Source organism: Chryseobacterium sp. CH25, from assembly GCF_004119455.1.
In the GTDB taxonomy this organism is placed as follows: domain Bacteria; phylum Bacteroidota; class Bacteroidia; order Flavobacteriales; family Weeksellaceae; genus Chryseobacterium.
The window spans coordinates 1-286 of the sequence record NZ_NRQT01000051.1 but is presented as its reverse complement, the minus strand read 5'-3'; the positions used below and the strand labels follow the sequence as shown (position 1 = coordinate 286).

Genomic DNA, 286 nt, shown 5'->3' with positions numbered 1-286 from the left:
ATTAAAAGTATTTAACAGATTGGTTTCATCATTATTCCTTTCTGCTGCGGCATCTGTATTGGAGGCATTCACTATACTGTCTATAAATGATTGTCCAATGCTTTCAAATTTTGCATTTTCAATCTTAGCAATGGGCAAGGTTCCGTTATAGCCCCAGATAATAACAGTAGAAACACCGTCTTTCGTAGTATACTGTACAAGGTTTCCTTTGGAATCATATTTATCATAGGTTACTTCTGTTGATCCTGTAGAAGGATTCTGAAGATCATAGGACAGAACTGAGGTT

1 protein-coding gene is annotated in these 286 nt (G+C 36.0%); it reads right to left on the bottom strand.

The genetic code is table 11. The features are described from left to right. Window positions 1-286 (bottom strand): hypothetical protein (locus BOQ64_RS23365; protein WP_164975877.1); only part of this gene is annotated, 286 nt, incomplete at both ends.